At 66.7% G+C, this 8,383-nt stretch carries 5 protein-coding genes, 4 tRNA genes and 1 pseudogene; 4 read left to right on the top strand and 6 right to left on the bottom strand.

The features are described 5' to 3' along the window. The 6 genes from ASG27_RS08240 to ASG27_RS08215 all read right to left on the bottom strand — a co-directional run. A partial coding sequence (locus ASG27_RS08240; protein WP_033470817.1) for a GTP-binding protein occupies positions 1–96 on the bottom strand: 96 nt, incomplete at its 3' end. A 74-nt stretch (positions 97–170) separates the two neighbouring features. Further along, a tRNA-Thr gene (locus ASG27_RS08235) sits at positions 171–245 on the bottom strand. Positions 246–305: 60 nt separating this feature from the next. Beyond that, a tRNA-Gly gene (locus ASG27_RS08230) sits at positions 306–379 on the bottom strand. A 67-nt stretch (positions 380–446) separates the two neighbouring features. Continuing rightward, positions 447–532 (bottom strand) — tRNA-Tyr (locus ASG27_RS08225). Positions 533–628: 96 nt separating this feature from the next. Further along, a tRNA-Arg gene (locus tag ASG27_RS08220) sits at positions 629–704 on the bottom strand. 98 nt (positions 705–802) lie between these two features. Next, positions 803–1,459 (bottom strand): TetR family transcriptional regulator, encoded by a 657-nt coding sequence (locus ASG27_RS08215; RefSeq protein WP_056416845.1) that lies wholly within the window; start codon positions 1,457–1,459, stop codon positions 803–805. A gap of 190 nt (positions 1,460–1,649) precedes the next feature. Here ASG27_RS08215 and ASG27_RS08210 point away from each other — a divergent pair, with 190 nt between their 5' ends. From ASG27_RS08210 to ASG27_RS08195, 4 genes and pseudogenes are all read left to right on the top strand, one after another. Next, positions 1,650–2,951, top strand: coding sequence for an efflux RND transporter periplasmic adaptor subunit (locus ASG27_RS08210; RefSeq protein WP_056416842.1), 1,302 nt, complete (start codon positions 1,650–1,652; stop codon positions 2,949–2,951). Between the two features lie 13 nt (positions 2,952–2,964). Beyond that, the gene (locus ASG27_RS08205) at positions 2,965–6,120 is read left to right on the top strand and encodes an efflux RND transporter permease subunit (RefSeq protein ID WP_056416839.1); all 3,156 of its coding nucleotides are present in this window, start codon (positions 2,965–2,967) and stop codon (positions 6,118–6,120) included. Further along, positions 6,113–7,534, top strand: a complete 1,422-nt coding sequence (locus ASG27_RS08200; protein WP_056416867.1) for an efflux transporter outer membrane subunit — start codon at positions 6,113–6,115, stop codon at positions 7,532–7,534. Before ASG27_RS08205 ends, ASG27_RS08200 begins: the two co-directional genes overlap by 8 nt. 155 nt (positions 7,535–7,689) lie before the next feature. Continuing rightward, a pseudogene (locus ASG27_RS08195) lies at positions 7,690–8,253 on the top strand (c-type cytochrome); the annotation flags it as partial. Positions 8,254–8,383: the final 130 nt, after the last annotated feature.

The raw sequence follows: 8,383 nt of genomic DNA, 5'->3' as shown, positions 1-8,383 counted from the left end.
GATCGCTGCCGTCAGCGTCGTCTTGCCATGGTCCACGTGGCCGATCGTGCCCACGTTGACGTGGGGCTTGGTACGTTCGAACTTACCTTTTGCCATTTTTCCGACTCCGAAAAAAATCTATATCAACACAACAGGATCTCGGCGCAACCAGAATCGGACGCACCTGAAAGTGGTGCCCATGGCGGGAATCGGACCCGCGACCTCTCCCTTACCAAGGGAGTGCTCTACCACTGAGCCACATGGGCGCTTGATGCCGCTTGCACGACATCAAAATCTCTAACTCATCAACCAGCACAGCCAAGCAATGGAGCGGGAGACGGGAATCGAACCCGCGTCATTAGCTTGGAAGGCTAGGGTTCTACCATTGAACTACTCCCGCATCGGCTGACAACCTTTGCGACCGCCCTGCACAAACAGAACGGCTGACACTCTCAACACTGACTAACTGGTGGAGGGGACTGGATTCGAACCAGTGTAGGCGTAAGCCAACAGATTTACAGTCTGCCCCCTTTAGCCACTCGGGCACCCCTCCGGAGAATTTCGAATTATAGCACTGATTTTTAGCCCGCCTGAAAAATTGTGCGAAGCCGCACAACTTTCGAACCCCCGGTCGTTGGACCCAGGCATCTGGCGCGGCTGGCGGGGATCGAACCCACGACCCTTGGCTTCGGAGGCCAATACTCTATCCACTGAGCTACAGCCGCGTGACTGCATCAATACAGCCCGAGATTATCGCATGCAGCGCCATGATCCCCAACAAGATCTGCCAACCCCGGCACCGCGCAAGCGGCGAGTGCCACGCTCAAGCAGACGCATCCTGCGCATCGCAGCGCCCCTGCGGCAACGACAACCCGAGCCCCACCAGGAAGGCGTCCGTACTGACACGGCCCACCCCCACCAGATCAAAGCCGCCCTGGCTGAGGATCCAGTTGCGTATCAGCCCGTCGAACAGGGCGTGCAGGCCCACCGCGGCCTCCATCGGTGTCATCGGCAATGCGACACCCTGCATCTGGGCTGCCAGCTCGAAGTCACGCGCCAGCTGCCGCGTGAACCCTTCGGACGCCGCGATGTGGCGCTCGCGCACACCCACCATCTCGCTCACGTACTCCACCTTGTAGAGCGCCACCTCAAAGACCCTGCGCGTGCGCTCATCGAAGGCCACGCCACGCAGCACCATGGCCATCACGGCGCGCAGGCGCTGCACCGGCTCAGGGCACGTGCTGCTTTCGAACTCGCCATAGCCCTGCTCCAGGGGCAGGGTCACGCGGTCCATCATGGCGTTGAACAGGTCGACCTTGTCCTTGAAGTGCCAGTAGATGGCCCCGCGCGTGGCGCCTGCGGCCTGGGCGATGTCGCTGAGCGACGCCCGCGACACCCCCTTGTCGCCAAAGACCTGCTCGGCGGCATCGATGAGGCTGTTGCGGGTAGCGATGGCATCTTCTTTGGTTCGGCGTGCCATGGTGGCTTGTCTCCTCTGCTCCGGTCCCAATGCCCCCGCAAGAACGCAAGGGCATACACATCGCCAATTATACATTCATGGTTGTATGTATAATCGCGGACTAGTTTTGTCGGGTTCTCCGGGGAAGGCCCGTGGCCGACGCTCCATCCCCTACAACCCCATTTCCTTGACGCACATCAGAAGGACTCTCATGCGCACACTGCGTGACCCATCCGTCAGCCGCGCCCTCCCCCAGGCGCTTTCCTACCGCACGACGCGCACTTTCGTGGCTGTGAGCGCGGTGGCCCTGCTCCTTGCCGCCTGCGGAAAAACCGACGGCAAGGCCGCGGGCGGCGCACCGCCCCAGATGCCTGCGCCCGAAGTGGGCGTGGTCACTGCCACACCCGGAGATGTGGGGCTGGTCACCGAATTGCCAGGCCGCGTGGAGGCATCGCGCACCGCCCAGGTACGCGCACGCGCCGCAGGCATCCTGCAGCAGCGCCTGTTCAAGGAAGGCAGCGACGTGAAGGCGGGCCAGGCGCTGTTCCGCATCGACCCCGCCCCCTACGCTGCAGCCGCTGAAAGCTCGCGCGCCAGCCTGGCCAAGGCGCAGGCGAATCTGGCGCAGGCCAGTGCCCAGGTGGACCGCTATCGCCCCCTGGTCAGCGCCAATGCCATCAGCAAGCAGGATTTCGTCAATGCCGAAGCGGCCGAGAAGCAGGCGCAAGCCGATGTGGCCGTTGGCAAGGCCGCCGTGCGCACGGCGGAAATCAACCTGGGCTACGCCAGCGTCACGTCCCCCATCTCCGGCCGCATTGGCCGGGCGCTGGTGACGGAGGGCGCGCTGGTGGGCCAGGGCGAGGCGACGGCGCTGGCGGTGGTGCAGCAGATCGACCCGGTCTATGTGAACTTCACGCAGTCGGCCAGCGATGTTTTCCAGCTACGCCGCGCCATGGAGAACGGGCAGCTAAAGCGCGCTGGCGGCGAGGCCGCCAGCGTCAAGCTGGTGCTCAGTGACGGCACCGAATACGCCCAGCCCGGCAAGCTGCTGTTCACCGACCTGTCGGTGGACGCCACCACGGGCCAGGTCACGCTGCGCGCCGAAGTGCCTAACCCCAAGGGCGAACTGCTGCCCGGCCTGTACCTGCGCGTGCGCATCGAGCAGGCCCAGGCCAGCAACGCCATCACGCTGCCCCAGCAGGCGGTCACGCGCACGCAGCAAGGCGACACGATCAGCGTCGTGTCCGATGACGGCAAGATCTCGCAGCGCACCATCAAGATCAGCGCCGCGCAGAACAACCGCTGGGTGGTGCTCGACGGCCTGAAGGCTGGCGAGAAGGTCATGGTGGACGGCTTCCAGAAGCTGCAGATGCTGCCGCCGGGAACGCCTGTGAAGCCTGTGCCGTGGCAAGCGCCGGGCGCCGCGCCAGCGCAGCCGGGGGCCTCCGCCGCCGCTGCGTCTGCGTCTGCGCCAGCCGCACCGGCAGCATCGGCCGCGGCCTCCAAGCCATAAAAGGCAGCCCAGCATGGCCAAGTTCTTTATCGACCGCCCCATCTTTGCGTGGGTGATTGCGCTGTTCATCATGGTGATGGGCGGCGTCGCCATCACGCAACTGCCGATTGCCCAGTATCCGCCGGTGGCCCCGCCATCGATCGTGATCAACACCGCCTACCCAGGCGCGTCCGCCCAGACGCTCGAGGACAGCGTGCTGTCCGTCATCGAGCGTGAAATGAACGGCTCGCCCGGCCTGCTGTACATGGAGTCCGTGGCCCAGGCCGATGGCTCCGGCAGCATCACGCTGAGCTTCGAGCCCGGCACGAACTCCGACCTGGCCCAGGTGGATGTGCAAAACCGCCTGTCGCGCGCCACGCCGCGCCTGCCGTCCGTCGTGACCCAGCAGGGCGTGCGCGTCGACAAGGCTCGCAGCAACTTCCTGCTGTTTGCCATGCTGGCGTCGGACAACCCCAAGTTCACCCCGGTGGAGCTGGGCGACTACGCGGCCCGCAACCTTCAGCCCGAGCTGCAGCGCGTCAAGGGCATCGGCCAGGTGCAGCTGTTCGGCAGCGAAAACGCGATGCGCGTCTGGATCGATCCGGACAAGCTGCGCGGCTTCAACCTGTCTGCCGCCGACGTGACGGCCGCCATCCGCGCTCAGAACGCCCAGGTGTCCGCCGGCGTGATGGGCGACCTGCCCAACATCACCGGCCAGGGCATTGCGGCCACGGTCGTGGTCAAGGGCCAGCTGTCCAGCGTGGAGCAGTTCGGCAACGTCGTGCTGCGCGCCAATACCGACGGCTCGTCGGTGCGCCTGAAGGACGTGGCACGCCTGGAACTCGGCGGCCAGAGCTATGCCACCTCGGCGCGCCTGAACGGCGCCCCGGCCGTCGGCCTGGGTGTGCAGCTGTCGCCCAGCGGCAACGCGCTGGAGTCGGCACGCCTGGTGCGCGAGAAGATGGACGAGCTGCAGAAGTTCTTCCCTGAAGGCGTGAAGTACTCCATCCCGTACGACAGCTCGCGCTTCGTGAAGATCTCGATCTCGCAAGTGGCCGAGACCCTGGTCGAAGCCGTGGTGCTGGTGTTCCTGGTGATGTTCCTGTTCCTGCAGAACTGGCGCTACACCATCATCCCGACCATCGTGGTGCCGATTGCCCTGCTGGGCACGTTCGGCACGCTGCTGGCCCTGGGCTTCTCGATCAACGTGCTGACCATGTTCGGCATGGTGCTGGTGATCGGTATCGTGGTGGACGATGCCATCGTCGTGGTGGAGAACGTCGAGCGCATCATGAGCGAGGAAGGGCTCTCGCCCCTGGAGGCCACGCGCAAGGCGATGCGCCAGATCTCGGGCGCCATCATCGGCGTGACCGTGGTGCTGATCTCGGTGTTCGTGCCGCTCGCGTTCTTCGCGGGCTCCACCGGCAACATCTACCGCCAGTTCTCGGCCGTGATGGTCGCGTCGATCGCCTTCTCGGCCTTCATGGCGCTGTCGCTCACGCCGGCGCTGTGCGCCACGCTGCTCAAGCCTGTCGAGGCGGGGCACCACCACGAAAAGCGCGGCTTCTTCGGCTGGTTCAACCGCGTGTTCACGCGCACCGCCAAGGGCTATGAGGGCCTGGTGTCGCGCATCCTGCGCAAGGCGGCGCGCTACCTGGTCATCTACGGCGCCATCCTGGCCGTGGTGGGCATCGTGTACACGCGCATCCCCACCGCGTTCCTGCCGCAGGAAGACCAGGGCAACATCCTGGTGAACGTGCAGCTGCCGCCCGGCGCCACGCAAGAGCGCACGCTCGAGGCGATGAAGCAGGTCGAAGGCTTCATGCTCAAGCAGCCCGAAGTGCAGAGCATGGTGGGCGTGCTGGGCTTCTCGTTCTCGGGCCAGGGGCAGAACGCGGGTATCGCGTTCGTGACGCTCAAGGACTGGGACGAGCGCAAGGAGGCCGGCCAATCCGCCAGCGCCCTGGCAGGCCGCGCGTTCGGCGCGCTGTCCACGGTGCGCGATGCGTTCATCTTCCCGCTAAGCCCGCCGGCCATTCCGGAACTGGGCACGGGCAGCGGCTTCTCGTTCCGCCTGCAGGACCGCGCGGGCCTGGGCCACGACGCGCTGGTCAACGCCCGCAACCAGATGCTGGGCATGGCCATGCAGAGCAAGGTGCTGACGGGCCTGCGCCCCGACGGCCTGGAAGATGCTCCGCAGCTGCAGATCGACATCGACCGCGACAAGGCGCAGGCTCTGGGCGTGGGCTTTGACGCCATCAACAGCGCCATCTCCACCGCGCTGGGCTCGAGCTATGTGAACGACTTCCCCAACAAGGGGCGTCTGCAGCGCGTGGTGGTGCAGTCCGACGCGCCAGGCCGCATGCAGCCCGACGACCTGCTGCGCCTGAACGCGACCAACGCACAGGGCCAGCCCGTGCCGCTGTCGGCCTTTGCCTCCACGAAGTGGGTCAAGGGCGCGCAGCAGACGGTGCGCTACAACGGCTACCCCGCCATGCGCATCAGCGGCGAACCCGCCCCGGGCTATAGCAGCGGTGCCGCGCTGGCCGAGATGGAAAAGCTCGCCGCGCAGTTGCCACCGGGCTTCGGCTTCGAGTGGACGGGTACGTCGCGCGAAGAAAAGCAGGCGGGATCGCAGGCGATCATCCTGTACGGCTTTGCCGTGCTGGCGGTGTTCCTGTGCCTGGCCGCGCTGTATGAAAGCTGGACCATTCCGCTGGCCGTGATCCTGGTGGTGCCGCTCGGTGTGCTGGGCGTGCTGCTGGCCACGCTGCTGCGCGGGTATGCGAATGACGTGTACTTCCAGGTGGGCCTGATCACCATCATCGGCCTGTCCGCGAAGAACGCCATCTTGATCATCGAGTTCGCCAAGGACCTGCATGCCCAGGGCAAGGGACTGGTCGAGTCCGCGCTGGAGGCCGCGCACCTGCGCTTCAGGCCCATCGTGATGACGTCGCTGGCGTTCGGCCTGGGCGTGGTGCCGCTGTTCATCGCATCGGGCGCCGGCTCGGCCAGCCAGCGCGCCATCGGCACCGGCGTGATCGGCGGCATGATCACCGGCACGGCACTGGCGGTGTTCTTCGTACCCGTGTTCTTCGTCGTGGTGCGCAGCCTGTTCAAGGGCAGCGCGCGCCAGCAGGAAATGAACCGCCGCCATGCAGAAGAAGCAGGAGTTGGAACCCATGACTAATCACCGCAGCACCCTCACCGCCCTGGCCGCGGCCGCGCTGCTGGCCGGCTGCTCGTTCATCCCCACGTACGAGCGCCCCGCGGCGCCCGTACCGTCGGTGTACACGACACTCGGCGCAGACAATAACGCTGCAGGACAGAGCACGGCCGCCATGGCCCCGTGGCAGGACTACTTTGCCGAGCCCCGGCTGCGCCAGCTCATCGAAACGGCGCTGGCCAACAACCGCGACCTGCGCGTGGCGGTGCTCAACATCGAGCAGGCCCGCGCCACCTACCAGGTGCGCCGTGCCGACATGTACCCGGGCGTGGGCGTGGCCGCCAACGCGAGCCGCGCGCCCGCCACGGGCACCGGCGACCTGACCAACTCGTTCAGCGTCGGCCTGGCCATCTCGTCCTGGGAGATCGACTTCTTCGGCCGCATCGCGAGCCTCAAGGAGCAGGCGCTGGCGCAGTACCTGGCCACAGAAGAAGGCCGCAACGCCGCGCAGGTGAGCCTGGTGGCCGCGGTGGCCAACGGCTGGCTGAACCTGCTGGCCGACGAAGAGCTGCTGGAGCTGTCGCGCCAGACCCTGGCCTCGCGCGAGGAATCGGTGCGCCTGACCAAGATGCGCCTGGACGCGGGCGTCACCTCGGAGCTGGACTTCCGCCAGGCCGATTCGCTGACCCAGGCGGCACGCGCCACGCTAGCGCAGCAGCAGCGCCAACGTGCGCTGGACGAGAACGCGCTGGTCCTGCTGCTGGGCCAGGCCCTGCCCGACGAGGTGCGCGCCAGCCTGGCGGGCAGCCGGCTGGCCAATGCGCCCGCCATGGCGCAGCTGCCGGCCGGCCTGCCGTCCGAGCTGCTCACGCGGCGCCCGGACATCCGCCAGGCCGAGCAGCAGCTGATCGCCGCCAACGCCAACATCGGCGCGGCGCGGGCTGCGTTCTTCCCGCGCATTGCGCTCACCGCGCAGGCGGGCACGGCCAGCAACGAGCTGTCGGGGCTGTTCAAGAGCGGCTCCTGGGGCTTCTCGATTGCGCCGTCGCTGCTGCTGCCGATCTTCGATGCGGGCCGCAACCAGGCCAACCTGGAGAGCGCGCGTGCCGGACGGAGCATTGCCGTGGCGCAGTATGAAAAAGCCATCCAGACCGCCTTCCGGGAAGTGTCGGACGCGCTGGCCGGGCAGGCCACGCTGGGCGAGCAGGCGCTGGCCCAGCAGCGGCAGGCCGAGGCCGAGGGCGCCCGCCTGCAACTGGCCGACCTGCGCTACCGCAACGGCGTGTCGAGCTACCTCGACCTGCTGGACGCGCAGCGCTCGCTGTTTGCCACGCAGCAGGCGGTGGTGCAAGTACGCCTGGCGCAGCTGCAAAACCAGGTGACGCTGTACAAGGCCCTGGGCGGCGGCGCGCCGGCAGTGGCGGACAACCGCTCCTGAGGCAGGCTGCCCCCGCGGCCCGGCCGGGGCTGCGGGGGGTGCACTCAGGGTTCATCGGGGTGCGCGTGTGCTTTGCGGGGGACTGCAGCTCCTGGGGCCGCAGATATAATTTAAGGTTGATTTCATCAAAGCCCCCCGATACACCAGAGGAAGTCATGAGCGACACCCACCACGAAGAAGCGCACACCGGCCCCATCAAGAGCCCCAAGCAACTGCTGCTGGCGAGTTTTTTCTCGTTTGTGGTTCCTATCTTTGCCATCATCGGCCTGGTCATGTACGTCACATCGGCCGACAAACCCGCTGCTGGTGCGGCCAACCCTGAAAAGTCCATTGCCGAGCGGATCCAGAAGGTGGGCATGGTCGAGGTGCGCGATGCCAACCGCCCTCTGGCGACGGGTGAAGCAGTCTTCAAGGGCCAGTGCGCTGCCTGCCACGCCACGGGTGCGGCCGGGGCTCCCAAGCTGGCGGATGCCGCAGCCTGGGCAGAACGCATCAAGACCGGCTTCGATGCCCTGGTGCATTCGGCCTTGAAGGGCAAGGGCGCCATGGCGCCGCAGGGTGGCGGCGACTTCAACGACACCGAAATCGCACGCGCCGTGGCCTACATGGCCAACGCCGCGGGCGCCAAGTTCGCAGAGCCTGCCGCTCCGGCGGCTGCCGGTGCATCGGCACCTGCTGCGGATGCCTCTGCCGCTGCAGCACCTGCCTCGGCTGCGTCACAGTGATCCTTCGCGGGCCTTGCGGCCCGCGCTGTGGCTGCGGCACCACGCTGCGGCCAGGGGGGTGACGGGCGCATGGCCCGTTTGTCCTGAGGGACGTACGCCGTCACGGCGCCAACCCTGCCGAAGA

Source organism: Acidovorax sp. Leaf191, assembly GCF_001424425.1.
Classification (GTDB): Bacteria; Pseudomonadota; Gammaproteobacteria; order Burkholderiales; family Burkholderiaceae_C; genus Acidovorax.
This window is presented reverse-complemented; position numbering and strand designations above follow the sequence as displayed.

Coding starts and splice junctions, on each gene's coding strand:
- ASG27_RS08215 (WP_056416845.1), bottom strand. CDS start 1,459: ATGGCACGCCGAACCAAAGAAGATGCCATCGCTACCCGCAACAGCCTC.
- ASG27_RS08210 (WP_056416842.1), top strand. CDS start 1,650: ATGCGCACACTGCGTGACCCATCCGTCAGCCGCGCCCTCCCCCAGGCG.
- ASG27_RS08205 (WP_056416839.1), top strand. CDS start 2,965: ATGGCCAAGTTCTTTATCGACCGCCCCATCTTTGCGTGGGTGATTGCG.
- ASG27_RS08200 (WP_056416867.1), top strand. CDS start 6,113: ATGACTAATCACCGCAGCACCCTCACCGCCCTGGCCGCGGCCGCGCTG.